Source organism: Kribbella sp. NPDC049174 (assembly GCF_043197365.1).
In the GTDB taxonomy this organism is placed as follows: domain Bacteria; phylum Actinomycetota; class Actinomycetes; order Propionibacteriales; family Kribbellaceae; genus Kribbella.
This window is the reverse complement of record NZ_JBICSZ010000001.1, coordinates 164,776-179,566: the sequence shown is the minus strand read 5'-3', so window position 1 is coordinate 179,566 and position 14,791 is coordinate 164,776. Positions and strand designations below refer to the sequence as shown.

General features: G+C 68.3%; 12 protein-coding genes. 6 read left to right on the top strand and 6 right to left on the bottom strand.

The annotated features are described in order from the left end of the window. The first annotated feature begins 60 nt into the window (after positions 1–60). Together ACGFIF_RS00840 and ACGFIF_RS00835 are read left to right on the top strand one after the other, a co-directional pair. Positions 61–651, top strand: coding sequence for a hypothetical protein (locus ACGFIF_RS00840; RefSeq protein ID WP_393149955.1), 591 nt, complete (start codon positions 61–63; stop codon positions 649–651). A gap of 3 nt (positions 652–654) precedes the next feature. Beyond that, positions 655–1,491, top strand: coding sequence for a hypothetical protein (locus ACGFIF_RS00835; RefSeq protein ID WP_393149953.1), 837 nt, complete (start codon positions 655–657; stop codon positions 1,489–1,491). 21 nt (positions 1,492–1,512) lie between these two features. Here ACGFIF_RS00835 and ACGFIF_RS00830 read toward each other — a convergent pair whose 3' ends face one another. From ACGFIF_RS00830 to ACGFIF_RS00810, 5 genes are all read right to left on the bottom strand, one after another. Then, positions 1,513–2,520 (bottom strand): LacI family DNA-binding transcriptional regulator, encoded by a 1,008-nt coding sequence (locus ACGFIF_RS00830; protein WP_393149951.1) that lies wholly within the window; start codon positions 2,518–2,520, stop codon positions 1,513–1,515. 69 nt (positions 2,521–2,589) lie between these two features. Then, positions 2,590–3,912 carry an extracellular solute-binding protein gene (locus ACGFIF_RS00825; protein ID WP_393149949.1) on the bottom strand — a complete coding sequence of 441 codons (1,323 nt, stop codon included), beginning with the start codon at positions 3,910–3,912 and terminating at the stop codon, positions 2,590–2,592. A gap of 201 nt (positions 3,913–4,113) precedes the next feature. Next, on the bottom strand, positions 4,114–5,211 hold the full coding sequence (locus ACGFIF_RS00820) for a LacI family DNA-binding transcriptional regulator (protein ID WP_393149947.1): 1,098 nt from the start codon (positions 5,209–5,211) through the stop codon (positions 4,114–4,116). Next, positions 5,171–7,153, bottom strand: coding sequence for a DUF2264 domain-containing protein (locus ACGFIF_RS00815; RefSeq protein ID WP_393149945.1), 1,983 nt, complete (start codon positions 7,151–7,153; stop codon positions 5,171–5,173). Before ACGFIF_RS00815 ends, ACGFIF_RS00820 begins: the two co-directional genes overlap by 41 nt. Next, entirely contained in the window at positions 7,150–8,187 is a 1,038-nt protein-coding gene (locus ACGFIF_RS00810) for a hydroxyacid dehydrogenase (protein WP_393149943.1), read from the bottom strand. Before ACGFIF_RS00810 ends, ACGFIF_RS00815 begins: the two co-directional genes overlap by 4 nt. Before the next feature lie 150 nt (positions 8,188–8,337). Between ACGFIF_RS00810 and ACGFIF_RS00805 the strand changes: the two genes are divergently transcribed. The 4 genes from ACGFIF_RS00805 (at position 8,338) to ACGFIF_RS00790 (ending at position 13,219) form a co-directional block, all read left to right on the top strand. Then, positions 8,338–9,288, top strand: coding sequence for an ABC transporter permease (locus ACGFIF_RS00805; RefSeq protein ID WP_393149941.1), 951 nt, complete (start codon positions 8,338–8,340; stop codon positions 9,286–9,288). 140 nt (positions 9,289–9,428) lie between these two features. After that, complete coding sequence (locus tag ACGFIF_RS00800; protein WP_393149939.1) at positions 9,429–10,295, top strand: carbohydrate ABC transporter permease; 867 nt, start codon at positions 9,429–9,431, stop codon at positions 10,293–10,295. Positions 10,296–10,304: 9 nt separating this feature from the next. Further along, positions 10,305–11,963: a hypothetical protein gene (locus tag ACGFIF_RS00795; RefSeq protein WP_393149937.1), complete on the top strand. Its 1,659-nt coding sequence runs from the start codon at positions 10,305–10,307 to the stop codon at positions 11,961–11,963. Further along, positions 11,960–13,219, top strand: a complete 1,260-nt coding sequence (locus tag ACGFIF_RS00790) for an alpha-L-fucosidase (RefSeq protein ID WP_393149935.1) — start codon at positions 11,960–11,962, stop codon at positions 13,217–13,219. The genes ACGFIF_RS00795 and ACGFIF_RS00790 overlap by 4 nt, the downstream gene beginning before the upstream one ends. Before the next feature lie 70 nt (positions 13,220–13,289). Here the strand turns inward: ACGFIF_RS00790 and ACGFIF_RS00785 are convergent, their stop codons facing one another. Continuing rightward, positions 13,290–14,663: a M60 family metallopeptidase gene (locus ACGFIF_RS00785; RefSeq protein WP_393149933.1), complete on the bottom strand. Its 1,374-nt coding sequence runs from the start codon at positions 14,661–14,663 to the stop codon at positions 13,290–13,292. Between the last annotated feature and the right edge of the window lie 128 nt (positions 14,664–14,791).

Here is a 14,791-nt window from a genome sequence, read left to right as displayed (position 1 = left end):
GGCCGCCCGCCGTTGTCGAGGGCACCACCCGCCGTCATTCTGTAGCTGGGGGTGGTCGTCATGAGCAGAACGGCTTTGGCGGTCGCGTTGTTCGCCGTGCTGGTGGCCGGCTGCGCGGACACGCCCAACGGCGGCGGTACGCCGTCACCCGCACCGACCACGTCGGAGACCACCGGCGAACCGTCACCGGAGCCGACCACTCCGGAGACCACGCAGACCCAGCAGACCAAGCCGTCGATCAAGATCGCCAACGCCCCGATCGGCGGCAACGTCGAGGAGGACGGGGTCGAACACTGCGCCGAGGTCAACTGGCTGGGCAAGAACCCGATCCCGGACGGTACGACGATCAGCCTCGGCGCCGCCGGCCTCGCCCCCGAGGGCGTCTTCGAGTTCTACCAGGGGTCCTGCCCCGGCGACGTCCGGACCTGCGCGGATGTCCAGTGGCAGAGCGGCGACTTCAAACCCTGTCACGTCGGCGCGCGACAAGTGGCCAACGGCACCGAAGACGTCTCCCTCGTCATCCCGATGGAGGCGACCTGCGAGACCGACGAGGACTGCCAGAGCCTGGTCGAGGGCTTCGGCAAGAGCCAGATCAAGTTCCGTCCGGACGTTCTCGAGACGCCCACCAGCGAGACACCCTCGAACGGCTGACGGATGGCCGACGAGCAGTCCCAGATCGAGCGCTGGGTGAGTTTCACGGCCAAGTTCGTCACGCCGATCACCCTGATCAGCGCCCTGCTGTTCTACTTCGGCTACGTCTCCGCGCGATCGCAGTACGAGTACTTCGGCATCGACGTCGACACCATCGGCCTGAGTACGCAGGACTACGTGATGCGCAGTCCCCAGCCGCTCCTGGTCCCGCTGCTGGTCATCACCCTGCTCGCGGTCGCCGGCCTGCTCCTGCACAACGCGATCCACCCGACCGAGACCGGCGTCCGGCGAGCAGCGCGGGCGACCGTCGTTCTGCTCCTGCTCGGTGTCGCGGGCCTGCTCGCGTTCCCCCTGATCGGACAGCTTCCGTACTACGCCTTGTTCGTGCCCGGCGTGATCGGTCTGGCCTCGGCGACCCTGGCGTACCTCACCTACCTGCGACGCCAGGTGAGCCCGCACGTCGGTGGTCAACGTTCCCTGATCGGCCTGCTCGTGGTCGTCACCGTGACGTGCGCGTTCTGGGCCACGGCGACGACAGCGCAGTACTCCGGTCGCGGTCTGGCCAAGGCGGATGCCGAGAACCTGGACAAGTTCCCGGTCGTCATCCTCGACACCAAGGAGAAGCTGGCACTGCGCTCACCCGGACTCGAGGAGACGGCGTTGCGGCCGGGTGAGGGGCAGACCTTCAACTACCGCTATCGCGGACTGCGGCTGCTCGTCGTCGGTGAGAACCGGCTCTTCCTGGTGCCGCAGCAGTGGAATGCGTCGAACACGACTGTCGTCGTACCGCTGGACAGCTCGATCCGGGTGCAGTTCCAGTTCCAGAACGATCCGCCTTAGCCAGGATGCACGGATCGAGGCTCAAGCGGAGTCGCGGATGATCAGCTCGGTGCCGTAGATCTCCGGGCTGGTGAGTTCGGCGCCGCCGATCTTGGCGAGCAGGATCTCGGCCAGCCGGGCGCCGAGCTTCTCGACCGGCTGGCGCACCGTGGTCAGCTTCGGCGTCGTGGTCGTCGCCATCACCGAGTCGTCGAACCCGACCACCGCGACGTCCTGCGGCACCCGCCGGCGGCGCTGCGACAGCACCCGCAGCGCCGTCGTCGCCATCAGGTCGTTGGCCACGAACAGCCCGTCCAGGTCGGGGAACTCGTCGAACAGCCGCAGCGCCGCCTGCTCACCGCCGTCGGCGGTGAAGTCGCCGAAGGCAACGGCTTCGACCAGGCCGGCCTCCTTCACCACGTCCTTGTAGCCGGTCAACCGGTCCAGGCCGGCGGTCATGTCCAGCGGCCCGGCGATCGTGCCGATCTTGCGCCGCCCGATCGACAACAGGTACTCCACCGCGGTCCGCGCACCCGCGACGTTGTCCACGTCCACACTCGCCACCGGTACGTCGACATCCAGCGGCCGGGCGCTGAACACGATCGGCAGCGGCAACAGCGCCAACTCCTGCAGCACGTTGTCGCGACCGTGGTGGCTGACGATGATCGCGCCGTCGACATGGCCGCCGCGCAGGTACCGCAGCAGGCGCTGGTCGTCACCCTCGGCGGGCTCGATCAACAGCACGAGCTGCGACGAGGTCGGCGCGAGCGTCATGCTGACACCCCGCAGGATGCCGGCGAAGAACGGATCGGAGAAGACCCGGCTGTCCGGCTCCGGTACGACGATCGCGACCGAATCGGTCCGGCGCGTGACCAGCGCCCGGGCCGCCCGGTTGGGCACATAGCCGAGCTGGCCGATCGCACGCTCGACCGCGGCCACCGTGTCCGGCAGCACTTTGGGCGACCCGTTCACGACCCGCGACACAGTGGCCCGGGACACGCCCGCGAGCGCGGCGACCTGCTCCAGTGTCGGAGAACCAGAGTCCTTCATCGGTCCTCCTACGGACGACTGAGTGACCTTCACACCGTAATACTTCCGCGGCTGATCACGGGTGGAGGCTCAGCCCTTCTTTCGCGTGTTGGCGGCTTTGTCGGCCAGGTCGAGCGCTTGCTTCCAGGCCGCCTCCGGCGTCTGCTTGCCCTCGTCGACCCGGGCCAGTGCGGCGGTGAAGAGCTGATTGATCTCGCCCTCGCGCGGACCCTTGTGCTGCTTGAGGATGACGTTCTTGGCCCGGTTGATGAAGATCTGCCCGACCGGCGCGTTGTTGAAGTACTGGTTGACCTGGCTCTTCACCTGCTGGTCGTCGTACGCGTCGAGCGTGGACGGGAACGAGCCGATCTTCTTGAACACCTTGACCTGCTGCTCGGGTGCGGTCAGCCAGGCGGCCAGCCGGGCCGCTTCCTCGGGCTGCGGCGACTGCTTCGGAACGGTCAGGTAGGAGCCGCCCCAGTTGCCGCCACCGCCGGGGAACACGTCGGCGACGTCCCACTTGCCCTTGCCGTAGCTGCCCGCGTTGTCCTGGATCACGCCGAGCATCCAGCCCGGACAGGCGATCGTCGCGAACGCGTCGGTGCGGAACGCCTTGTTCCAGGCGTCGCTCCAGGCCGGCAGCTTCGCGGACAGGCCGTCCTCGCTGCCCTGGACGATCTGCTCCCAGACCTTCTTCAGCCGCGGGTTCTCCGCGCCGAGGTAGCGGTCCTGGTTGGAGTAGTACGCCTGGATCAGCTGGTTGCGCATCGCCTCCCAGGTGAGCACCGCGGAGTCGTACCAGGCCGAACGCGGCACCTTCGCCTTGAACTTCCGCCCGGTGGCGAAGTACGACGACCAGTCCTCGAACAACTTGGCCACCTGGGCCCGGTCGGTCGGCAGTCCGGCCTTGGCGAACAGATCCTTGCGGTAGCAGATCGCCTCCGGCCCGATGTCGGTGCCGTAGCCGATGATCTTCCCGTCCTGGGTGGTGGCGCCGGCCACCTTCCAGTCCAGCCAGCGGTCCTTCAGGTCGTCGGCGCCGTACTCGCGCAGGTCGACGAACTTGTCCGCCCTGGCCAGGTAGTTGTAGATCCAGCTGACCTCCATCGCCTCGATGTCGGCCAGCCCGGTCCCGGCGGCCAGGTTGGTGTCCAGGTTCTTGATGTGGGCGTCGACGGTCGCGGCCTTGCGGTCGACGATCTTGATGTTCGGGTGCTGCGCCTCGTACTCGCGGTACAGGTCGTCGTACCCGAACTCGTTGAAGGTGGCGATGGTCAGCTCGATCTTCGGGCCGTCGTACGCCTTGTTGCCGGAGGCATCGGAATCGCCGGAGCCGCCGCAGGCGGAGGCCAGCAGGACCGCGCCGCAGGCGAGCAGAACCGCGATGGGGCGGTGGCCGGCACTGGGCCGCATGTGGAGCTCCCTGGAACTGGACGGAGTTGGAGAGCGCTCTCGGATCGCGAAAGTGTGCTGAGTTTCGAGTGTCTCAACTGGATATGTCAAGCATCACATTGTCACGCTGAGATACCGGCGGGTTCAGGTCAGGACATATCCGACCGTGTCGTCACGGAGCGAACCACGTCGGTCACCGAACGCTGACCACAGGGAGTGATGTCAGGACCGTGGCGGCCCGACGGAGTCGCGGACCACGACGACCGTGCCCAGGGTGACCAGCGGCTGCTGGTGGGCGAACGGGTCCGCGCTCTTGTCCTGCCCGGCGAGGCCGGCCCGGACCGCCGCGCGGCCGAGCTCCTCCAGCGGCACCCGGACGGTCGTCAGGGCCGGCTGCAACTCGGTCGCCACCGGTACGTCGTCGTACCCGACCACCGAGATGTCGTCCGGGACGGACAGCCCGCGATCCCGCAGCGCCGCGTAGACCCCGGCCGCGACGATGTCGTTGGCCGCGAAGATCGCGGTGAAGTCGAGACCGTCGTCGAGCGCCCGGAGGGTCTGCTCGTACCCCCACTGCCGGCCGAAGGCGCCGGTGCGGACCAGCGCCGGGTCGAACGGGAGCTTGCGCGCGGCGAGCGCCTGCTCGAACCCGCGCAGCCGGGCGGTCGTCGTGGACAAGGTGGTCGGACCGCCGAGGTACAGGATCCGGGTGTGGCCCGCACTCAGCAGGTGATCGGTGATCGCCGCCGCGCCGCCGGTGTTGTCGTACTCCACCGCGTACGCCGAGGTGTCCGAGGACAGGCCCGGCCGGCCGCAGAGCACCAGGCTCGAGCCGGCCGCGCTGAGCTGACGGGCCCGGTGGCTGACCGCGGCGAAGTACTCCTTGTCCTCGACCGCACCGCCGACCAGAATTACCGCGTCCGCGCGCTGTTCGAGCAGCAGGTCGACGAACCGCAGCTCGGCGGACTCGTCGCCCTGGGTCGAGCAGACCAGGCAGAGCCGCCCGGAGGCAGCGGCCTCGGCCTGCACGCCGCGGGCGATGTAGGCGAAGAACGGGTCGACGATCTCGTTCACCACGATGCCGACCACCCGGGTGGTCGATCCGGCCAGCGCCCGGGCGTGGGCGTTCACCACATAGCCGAGCTCCCGCATCGCCCGCTCGACCGCGGCCCGGGTCGAGGCCGCGACCGGATAGTTGCCGTTGACAACTCTGGAGACGGTGGCCGTGGAGACGCCGGCGCGCTTGGCCACGTCCCGGATGGTCCGGGCCGCGTCCGGATCACGCCGTCGGGCCCGCGGCCGCGGTGGTTCCGCCGCCATCCATCACCACCTCCTCGCGTCCTCCCGCCAGCCGGATGATGCAGCGCAGCCCGTCCACCTCGACCTCGACGCTCTCGGCCAGGGCCTCCGGCCACACCGTGTCGCCGGACAGTACCACCGCCGACACCAGCACTAGCGGACCGCCGGGATGCGCCCGGCGGACCAGGAACGGCGTCGCCGAGTGCGGGCCGAACGCGTTGGTATCCAGGTCCCGTCGTACGCCGGCTTCGTCGTACCCATGGAGACCGACGACGACCGAGGTGAGGCGGTCGGGGCGGACGACCTGCGCCCACGTCTCCGTGTTCGCTGTTTGCGGCTGCCGCTGATCCGCGATCGCATAGCCGCCGTGGCGCACCATCACTCCGCCCGGCCCGTCGACCAGGACGCACCGCACTTCCAAGCGGCCGTGGACCACTGAAGCGACCTCGATCCGCCAGGGGTCGTCGTGCCCCGGCAGCCAGGCATTCCACCAGGACGCCGCCGACCTGCCGGCCACCGCGATCCGCCTGATCCGACCGCGGTAACTGGTCACTCCACCCTCGCCGACTAGGGCCACGTGGTTGTCGATCCGATCGGGCGACAGCTCCGGCGCTGTCCGGCTCGAGTACGCGAGCCGGTCGTAGTGATGGTCGGCCGGGGGCTCGACGCCCGCCGCTTCGGCCGCCGGCGCGTGGTCGCTGCCGTGGTTGAGCAGCCGGACGATCCCGTCGTGCCGAGTGCCCTGCAGGACGAAGCCCGGCGCCGGCATGGCCCGGAGCTGGTCGTCCTCGTCGATCGGCAGGGCGGCCTCGCGGTCGGTCCACACCGGATGCTCGGCAGGTAGCAAGAGTCCGAGGAACCCCTTCGACGCCCAGTACGGCGAGCCTGGTCCGGAGTACGACTGCGTCATCGGCAGGAAGTGCTGGTGCCACCCGAGCGACAACAGCCCACGCTCATCGGGGACACCGTTGTCGACGAAGTGACGCAACATGCCCGAGCACAGCCGCCGCGTCTGCCCCGGCGTCAGCGGTGAAGCGTCCAGCAACATCCCCATCCAGTACGGCGCTGCCGCGGCCATCCGGTAGCACAACGACCTGCCGTGGTGGACCGGTGCGCCATCGCCGCCGACCAGGTGGACCGCGTCCTCGAGGAACCGCCGGAGCCGGTCCCGATAGACGGTCAGCCGGTCATCGGCCGCCGTACCGGCCATGCGCGTCCAGAGACCGGGATAGAGGTGCATCGCCCAGCCGATGTAGTGGTCGAAGTTCTGGCCGTCACCGTCGGAGTACCAGCCGTCGCCGACGTACCAGTCCTCGATCCGGTCGAGGCCGCTGTCGATGTCGTCCTGCGAGTACGGCGCGCCGACGGACGCGAGGAACTGTTCGCCGACGACCTGGAACAGGCGCCAGTTGTTGTCCCAGGTCTTCGAACCGACGAAACCACTCAGCCAGTCGACCACCTTCTGCTGCTCCGGTCCGTCCAACCGATCCCACAGCCAGGCACGCGACTCGTGCAGCCCGACCGCGATCGCGGCGGCCTCCACCATCTGCTGCGAACACGGCGTCAACCGCGGCCACTCGTCGGCCCCGGCGACCAGACCGCGGGCATACCGTTCGACCAGCCGGTCGTCCCCTCGGGTGGCCGCGATCCGAAAGGACGCCAGCAGGAACGACCGGGCGAAGCCCTCCAACCCGTCACAGTCCGCCCCCGACCAACTCCCCCGCCCAGGCAACCGAATCTGAGCGCCACTCGGCGAGAACCACGGGGTGAGCGCGTCGAGCAGGTGATCGGCGACCGCGACCCAGGTCTCCCGGGTGTACCCGGTCCGCGACGACAGCACCCGATCGGGCGGAGGCAGCCGCAGCGAACGGGCCTTGGCCCCGGTGGTCCGAGCCGGGAGCGGCGCGACACCGTCCGGGGCCGGCGGCTCGGCCCAGCGAGCCCGCGAGGCGCCGGTCGTCATGCGATCCGGTCCAGGTCTTCGCGGTCGATGCCGTGGGCCAGCTCGAGGCCCGCGGCGAGTCGCTCGATCTCCCGCACGGCGGCCTCGCCCAACCGGATCACTTCGTTGCCCATGGCACCGGCCAGGTGCGGCGTGACGAAGACGTTGGGCAACTGCAGCAACGGCGAGTCAGCCGGCAACGGCTCAGGATCACTGACGTCCAGCACCGCATCGATCCGCCCCGCAGAGCACTCCCGTTCGAGCGCAGCCTGGTCGATCAACCCACCCCGGGCGGTGTTGATCAGCACGGCACCATCGGGCATCGCGGCGAGCAGTTCAGCCGACACCAGGCCACGCGTCTCCGGGAGCAACGGAGCATGCAGACTCACGATGTCGCTGGCGGCGAACAGCGTCTTCAGGTCACACCACGTCGCACCGAACGCGGCCGCCTCCGTCTCGCTCAGATACGGATCACTCACCAGTACGTCGACATCGAGCCCACGCAGTCGCTCGAGCACCAGTCGTCCGATCCGCGACGCCCCCAGTACGCCGATCGTCGTACCGAGGTTGCCGATCACCGGTGCGCCCGGAAGCGGCCGGCTGCGGTCGACGGTCCGGTACCAGTCGCGATGGCGGAACGCTCGCTTGCCCGCCAGCACGATCGCGGCCAGCGCGAACTCCGCGACCGGGATCGCATTGGCCGCGGCCGCCGACGAGACGACGATGCCGCGCTCGAACACGACCGGGTCGACGAAGGTCTTGATCGTGCCGGCCGCATGCACGACCGCGCGCAGCTTCGGCGCCGCGTCCAGCACGTCCGCAGTGATCGGCGGGCAGCCCCACCCCGTCAGCAGGACCTCGGCCTCGGACAGCTCGGACCGGACAGCGTCGAACGACCCGTCCAGCACCGGGACGGCGTGCCGCATGCCGAGCAGTTCGGCCACTCGCTCGAGGCGGTCCCGCACCGGCGGGGTGACGACTTGCGCCCAGGTCGCTTCCGGCATCGCCACGAGGGTGCGCAGCCGCGCGTCCTGGGCAGCTTGAGGGTTCGGCACGAATCACTCCTAGTAAACGGTTACAGAAACCGTAGAGGCCGATTCGCTCGACGGTCAAGGCTGATCGACGGAAAGCCTTGACATCAAGCGCAGACCGTCTCTAGGTTTTGTCGTCATCCGGATGGCAAACGGTTACTACCGAGGAGGATCATGCATCGCCTCAGCCGATCTCCCGGCCGCGCGCCGGCCACGGCTCGCCTCCGGCTGCGGGCCCGGCTGCGCCGGGACCGCACGATGCTGCTGCTGGTGCTGCCCGGGTTCCTGTTCTTCGTGGTCTTCCACTACGTCCCGCTGCTCGGGAACGTGATCGTCTTCCAGGACTACCAGCCGTACCTGGGCTTCCGCGGCAGCCCGTGGGTCGGGCTGGGCAACTTCGCCGTGTTCGCCGAGCCGGACTTCTACCGGGCGTTGCTGAACACGCTGAAGTTCGCCCTGCTGCAGCTGGTCCTGTTCTTCCCCGCCCCGATCGGCCTGGCGCTGTTGCTGAACAGCATCCTGAGCTCGAAGGTCCGCCGGTTCGTGCAGAGCGTCGTCTATCTGCCGCACTTCATCGGCTGGGTCATCCTGATCTCGATCAGCCAGCAACTGATCGGCGGCACCGGTCTGCTGCCGCAACTGCTCGGCGAGCTAGGTCTGCCCAGAGTCGACCTGATGACGAGTCCTGAGTTCTTCCCGTGGCTGGTCACTCTGCAGCTGATCTGGAAGGACGCCGGCTGGGGCACGATCATCTACCTCGCCGCCCTGCTCACCATCGACACCGACCACTACGAGGCCGCCGCCATCGACGGCGCGGACCGCTGGCGCCGGCTGTGGCACGTGACGCTGCCGGGCATCGTGCCGGTCACCTTGCTGCTGCTGATCCTCAACCTGGGCAGCATCCTGTCGGTCGGCTTCGAGCAGATCCTCCTGCAACGCGACGCGGTCGGCGCGGACGCGGCCGAGGTGCTGGACACCTACGTCTACTTCCACGGCGTACTGGACGGCCAGTGGGGTCCGGCGGCCGCCGTCGGCCTGGTGAAAGGCCTGATCGGGCTGGTGCTGATCCTCGGCGCGAACAAACTCGCCCACCGCTTCGGCCACGAAGGGATCTACCGGAGATGAAGACCTCGTCACGGACGCGGTCCGTCGTAGCCCCGTCCTCCGCCCCCGAGCGGCCGCGGTCCGTCGTGCCCCGGTCCTCCACCACCAATCGGCCGCGGTCCGTCGTCCCCCGGTCCTCCACCTCGAATCGGCCGCCGTGGATGGAGCCGCCTTCGCGGCTCGGGCTTGCGCTGAAGGTATTCGCGATCGTCGTCGTCTGCCTGCTCGTGCTCTACCCGTTCGTGAACATCGTCGCGACGAGCTTCGCGAGTGAGCCGGAGATCGTCCGGCGCGGCGGCATCATCCCGCTGTTCCCGACCGAGCCGACGTTGGCGGCGTACCGGACGATCTTCGCCGGCGGTGTCGTCAGCCACGCGCTGCTGGTCAGCGCCGGCATCACGGTGATCGGCACGGCGCTCAACCTGGTCGTCACCATCGGCCTGGCGTACGGGCTCAGCCGGCCGATCGTCGGCGGCCGGTTCGTGCTCACCGCCGTACTGTTCACGATGCTCTTCGGGGCCGGCATCATCCCGAACTTCCTGCTGGTCAAACAGCTCGGCCTCTACGACACGTACGCCGCTCTGGTCGTGCCGGGTCTGGTCAGTGCCTTCAACTTCCTGGTACTGCGCAACTTCTTCCAGAACATCCCCGCCGAACTGCTGGACAGCGCCCGGATCGACGGCGCCGGCGACCTGGCGATCCTGCTGCGGATCGTGCTGCCGCTGTCCAAGGCGGTGCTGGCCGTGGTCGCGTTGTTCTACGCGGTCGGCCACTGGAACGCGTTCTTCAACGCACTGCTCTACCTCAGCGACACGGACAAATGGCCGCTGCCTCTCGTGCTGCGGCTCTACGTCCTGCAGGGCCAGCCGGTCGGCGCGGGCGCCGAGTCCCCCGGCGAGGCGGTCGCATCGATCCAGGCCGTGCAGATGGCGGTCGTGGTCGTGGCGCTCGTCCCGATCCTCTGCGTCTACCCGTTCCTCCAGCGCTACTTCACCAAGGGCGTCCTCACCGGTGCCATCAAGGGTTAGGAGAAAACCGTGACCACCTCATCGGCCGGCCTCAGCCGCCGGAGCTTCCTGCGCAGTGCCGTCGGTGTTGCCGTGATGAGTGCCGCCGGCGTCCCCACGCTGGTTGCCTGCAGCAACGGTAGTACGGCGGCCGGCACCGCCCGGGCCTCGTCCCTGACACTGCCGACGTACGTCGCCTTCGCCGGGCCGAAACCCGATCTGGCCGGCACCGCGGACGGCGTACCGCCGGGTTTCCGCAGCTACCCGAAGGACCTCGTCAAGACCGTCCCGCAACCGCCGTTGAGCGGCGGCAAGGTGTCGGTGATGACCAACATCTTCGACCCGCTGCCGCCGTCGAAGGACAAGAACGCCGCCTGGCAGGAGGTCGAGCGTGCGCTCGGCGGCAGCCTGGACCTGACCATCGTTCCGGCCAGCGACTGGGAGACGAAGTTCCAGACCGTGCTGGCCGCGAACGAACTGCCCGATCTGGTCCTGTTGTCCGATCCGTCGGTTGTCAACAATCTGCCGGCGTTCCTGGCCGCCAAGTGCACCGACCTGACGCCGTACCTGTCCGGTGACAAGGTGAAGGACTACCCGAACCTGGCCAACATCCCGGCCGTCATCTGGCAGGCGTGTGTGGTCGACGACAAGCTGTACGGACTGCCCATTCCGCGCAGCATCACCGGCGGCGCCGGCTTCTACAACAAGCACCACCTCGACCAGGCGGGCGTCGGGTATCCCACCTCGGCCGAGGAGTTCCAGGCCGCCTGCAAGACCCTGACCCGGCCGCAGCAGGGCCGGTGGGCGATCGTCAACTCCAAGGGCAACACGTTCTTCACGATGATCCAGCAGATGTTCGGCGTACCGAACGGCTGGCGGCTCGAGGGCGGCAAGCTGGTGCGCAGCTTCGAGACCCCGGAGTACAAGGCGGCGCTCGAGTTCGCCGTCGGGCTGGTCAAGGCCGGCGTCGTCGTACCGGGCTCGGACGGGATCGACAGCCAGGCCCGGAAGAACGCGTTCAAGGCCGGCAAGGGCGCCTTCGTGTACGACGGCTTCCCGGCGTACCCGGACTACCTGAAGGACATGAAGCGGCTCGACGCGGCCAACGACCCGCGGGCCTTCGTGCCGATGGCGCCGGCCGGCGGCACGGCGAACACCTGGTCCGACAACATCCTGTTCGCCTACACCCTGATGAAGAAGGCCGACGAGGCCCGAGCCAAGGAGTTGCTCGGGGTCGCCAACTTCTTCGCCGCACCGTTCGGCAGCACCGAGAACCTGCTGCTGACGTACGGCGTCGAGGGCGTCGACTTCACCCGGGACGGCAGCGGAAACCCGAAGCAGACCGCCAAGGGCGAAGCCGAGCTGACCGTGCCGTGGAAGTACATCGCCGGTCCCCCGCAGGCGCTCTTCAACGCGTCCGATCCGACGTACGTCGACAAGGCGCATGCCGACCTGGTGAAGCTCATCGGCATGGTTGTGAAGGACCCGACGGCCGCGATGATCTCGCCGACCAACGACAAGTCCGGCGGTGACCTGGGTCAGGCGCTGTCCGACGTACGCAACGATGTGATCGCCGGGCGCAAGCCGATCAGCGCGTTCGAGGCGGCACTGAAGAAGTGGGCGAAGGACGGCGGCGACAAGATCCGCGCCGAGTTCGAGTCAGCGCTGGGTGGGGCGAGCCCGCGGTGAGCTGGCTGACCGAGGCGAGGTTCGGGCTGTTCGTCCATTGGGGGATCTACGCGGCGGCCGCGCGGCACGAGTGGGTCAAGTCGTACGAACGGCTCACCGACGAGGACTACCAGCCGTACTTCGACCACTTCTCGCCCGATCTGTACGACCCGGTCCGCTGGGCCGACGACGCGTGGGACGCCGGGATGCGGTACTTGGTGATCACGACCAAGCACCACGACGGCTTCTGCCTCTGGGACTCGAAGCTGACGGCCTACTCGGCTCCGCACACGCCGTGGGGTAAGGATCTGCTCGCTCCGATGGTCGACGCGTTCCGGGCGCGTGGCTTCCGGATCGGGCTGTATCACTCGCTGCTCGACTGGCACCATCCGGACTTCCCGGTCGACCTCTACCATCCGCAGCGCGGCGACGTGGACTTCATCGACCGGACCGCGGACCGGGACGTTCGGAAGTACGCCGACTACTTGCACGGTCAGGTGCGTGAGTTGCTCACCGGCTATGGGCAGATCGACGTGATGTGGTTCGACTTCTCGTACGCCGATCGTGGCTTCAACGCGAAAGGACCGGACGAGTGGCGGTCCGAGGAACTGCTGGCGATGGTGCGCGAGCTCCAGCCGGGCATCCTTGTCAACAATCGACTGGGTCTCGGGCAGGGTGACTTCACCACGCCCGAGCAGGTCCAGCCGCCGGGTAACGAAGTTGCTGCCGGCAACGGTACGCAGGTGCCATGGGAAGCGTGCCACACGCTGAACGGGAGCTGGGGCTACCACCGCGACAACCACGACTGGAAGTCGCCGGCCCTGCTGATCCGGATGCTGGTCGACTCGGTCTCGAAGGGCGGCAACATGCTGCTCAACGTCGGCCCGAACGGACGCGGCGCCTGGGAACCGCGGGCGCTCTCGGTCCTCGCCGGCATCGGCGACTGGATGCGGCTCCACGAGCGGTCGGTGCGCGGGTGCGGTCCGAGCGCCTACGTGCCGCCTGCCGACTGCCGCTACACCCAGAACGGCAACCGACTGTACCTCCACATCTTCGCCTGGCCGATGGGCCACATCCACCTACCGAGGTTGGGCGACAAGGTGAGGTACGCACAGTTCCTGCACGATGCCTCGGAGGTGAAGCGGGTGACCGTCGATCCTGCGGCGCCCGCTCACACCTACCTGACCGGATTGCCGGACAACACGTTGACTTTGAAGCTGCCGAACCGCGCCCCCGAAGTCGACAGCTGTGTGATCGAACTCTTCCTCGACGACTGACCGCTCCGGCCGAGCTTCCTGGAACGGCGAAGGCACCCACCTCGACCCGGTGGGTGCCTTCGTCTTTCGCTCAGCTCGGTGGTGCTTGGCGGATGGTGGTTGGGTCGGTCGGCGGCGCGCTCAACCCGAGCTCGGCCAACTGTGCGACCGCCTCGGCATCGACCGGCACTCCCCAGGCTCGGAAGAAGTCACTCAGGTCGTACCCGGCGGTCCGGCTCGACAGCACCACCAGGTTCCGCAGCCGCAACGCTTCGTCCGTGTAGGAACCCGCGTACGGGCGCTCGACTCGCACGAGCTTGTGCAGATCAGGCCAGAAGTTGTCGCCGAACGCGATCCTGAGCTGCTCGAACATCACCAGCTTCTCGTACGGATCGAACGTCTTGCCGTAGTCCACCCCGGGCTGCCGGAGCTTGCCCGGCGCGCTCTCCCACGGTGTCAGCCCGGTCTTCGCATCCGGCGCGTGCAGCCGCGGCTGCTGCCCGTACTTCGTCGCGAAGGCTGCGTTGACCGCCAACGAGTAGATGTTGACCGTCACCTCGGTGAGCGAGCTCGGCTTGTACGTGATCTGCTGATGCTGGTGCCCGAGCTCGTGGTAGATCCCCCAGCCACGGGTCCGCAGCCCCGCGACGGTCAGCATCCGGTCCTGGATCGGCGGCGGGAACGACATGTGCCCGTGCGTCGCGTACGCACCGACCCCGGTGATCGCCGACGGGTAGCCGACGAAGTGGTACGGATGCGCCTGCCGCACGTGCAACGGCGACGACCCGTCGAACCCGCTGACCTCGTCCTCGATCCGGACGATCTCCTCGTACGTCGACAGCAGTGAGGTGTGGCTCTCGGTGCGGTAGGTGAGTGCCGAGGCCCGTTCGACGGTGATCAGCGTGTGCGGTGCGACGAGTTCGACGTACGGCGTGGGGCGTTCGTCCAACTGGCGCTGGAACTCCGACTCCGTCGTACGGCCGAGAACGAAGTACGGCATCGGCTGGATCGTGTCACCGAGGCTCACCTTCGCCTGACCGGTGGCTCCGATCAGCTTCAGGTAGACCACGCCACCGCCGGCGTCGGTGATGGTGTTGCGGCCGAGCTGGAGCGAGTACTGACGCGATGCCTTGAACTCCTTGCGGGCGTCCGCGTCCGGTGCGCCGACGACCAGGGTCGGCAGCAGGCTGCCCTGATGGACGACGACATTGAGCGCGGTGTCCGCGGGCAGGTAGAAGCCGGTGGTACGCAGTTCGGTGTTGCTCAGTGAGTTCTGCGTCCGTTCGATCTCAGTGGTCCGCGCCGAGGGCAGGGCGGGGATCACGAAGGTGTGGCACAGCTCGGCCGCCGCGGTCCGGCGGGCGGCCGCGGCGGTTGCCGTGGGTACTGCGGTCATTGCTGCACCGACCGCGGCGGCGGACAGGATCCGTCGCCTCGAGTAGCGGGTTGGTCGGACGTGCGGCATCAGAACCTCCTGGTGTGGTGCCAGCACCCGGCGACCCGGCCGGCTCCGTCCGCCGACCCCGGTTGCTTGCGAAATCTGTTCTCCGTCCCAGCCCGTCAGCTCCGGGCGTCAGCTCCGGGCATCAGCGG

Bases quoted from the DNA above. Each gene is read 5' to 3' on its own strand.
- ACGFIF_RS00815 (WP_393149945.1), bottom strand. From the start codon at position 7,153: ATGACGACCGGCGCCTCGCGGGCTCGCTGGGCCGAGCCGCCGGCCCCG.
- ACGFIF_RS00785 (WP_393149933.1), bottom strand. From the start codon at position 14,663: ATGCCGCACGTCCGACCAACCCGCTACTCGAGGCGACGGATCCTGTCC.
- ACGFIF_RS00825 (WP_393149949.1), bottom strand. From the start codon at position 3,912: ATGCGGCCCAGTGCCGGCCACCGCCCCATCGCGGTTCTGCTCGCCTGC.
- ACGFIF_RS00820 (WP_393149947.1), bottom strand. From the start codon at position 5,211: ATGGCGGCGGAACCACCGCGGCCGCGGGCCCGACGGCGTGATCCGGAC.
- ACGFIF_RS00830 (WP_393149951.1), bottom strand. From the start codon at position 2,520: ATGAAGGACTCTGGTTCTCCGACACTGGAGCAGGTCGCCGCGCTCGCG.
- ACGFIF_RS00800 (WP_393149939.1), top strand. From the start codon at position 9,429: ATGGAGCCGCCTTCGCGGCTCGGGCTTGCGCTGAAGGTATTCGCGATC.
- ACGFIF_RS00840 (WP_393149955.1), top strand. From the start codon at position 61: ATGAGCAGAACGGCTTTGGCGGTCGCGTTGTTCGCCGTGCTGGTGGCC.
- ACGFIF_RS00835 (WP_393149953.1), top strand. From the start codon at position 655: ATGGCCGACGAGCAGTCCCAGATCGAGCGCTGGGTGAGTTTCACGGCC.
- ACGFIF_RS00805 (WP_393149941.1), top strand. From the start codon at position 8,338: ATGCATCGCCTCAGCCGATCTCCCGGCCGCGCGCCGGCCACGGCTCGC.